This window comes from Chryseobacterium sp. SIMBA_028 (assembly GCF_046535285.1).
GTDB lineage: Bacteria > Bacteroidota > Bacteroidia > Flavobacteriales > Weeksellaceae > Chryseobacterium.
In genome coordinates this window covers 1-253 of record NZ_JAWRWZ010000578.1, presented here as the reverse complement: position 1 = coordinate 253, position 253 = coordinate 1, and the positions used below count along the sequence as shown (strand labels likewise).

Annotated in this window: 1 protein-coding gene; it reads left to right on the top strand. The window is 60.9% G+C overall.

Annotation, left to right across the window (positions count from 1 at the left end):
- Positions 1-253: hypothetical protein (locus SCA31_RS24565; protein WP_410699582.1), on the top strand; the 253-nt coding region annotated here is incomplete at both ends.

The following is a 253-nucleotide window of genomic DNA, read 5'->3' as shown; positions in this document are numbered from 1 at the left end:
ACTACTCCGGCAACGCTGCCGGTCGCAAGCGGAAACTCAGAGGTGCCGCCGATCGAAATGCAGATTCCGATTGCCGATATCAACGTCGCCTTGACGGAAAGGATGCGCGAGGCGGATGTGAGGGCAAACGCAGTGCAACTGCGTGAGCTGTTGAGTAAGCCGGAGCCGTACACAGTGGGTGCGGGCGACGTCCTGCAGATCACCGTGTGGGATCACCCTGAACTGATGGCGGCGCTGGGAACCCAGACGCAAG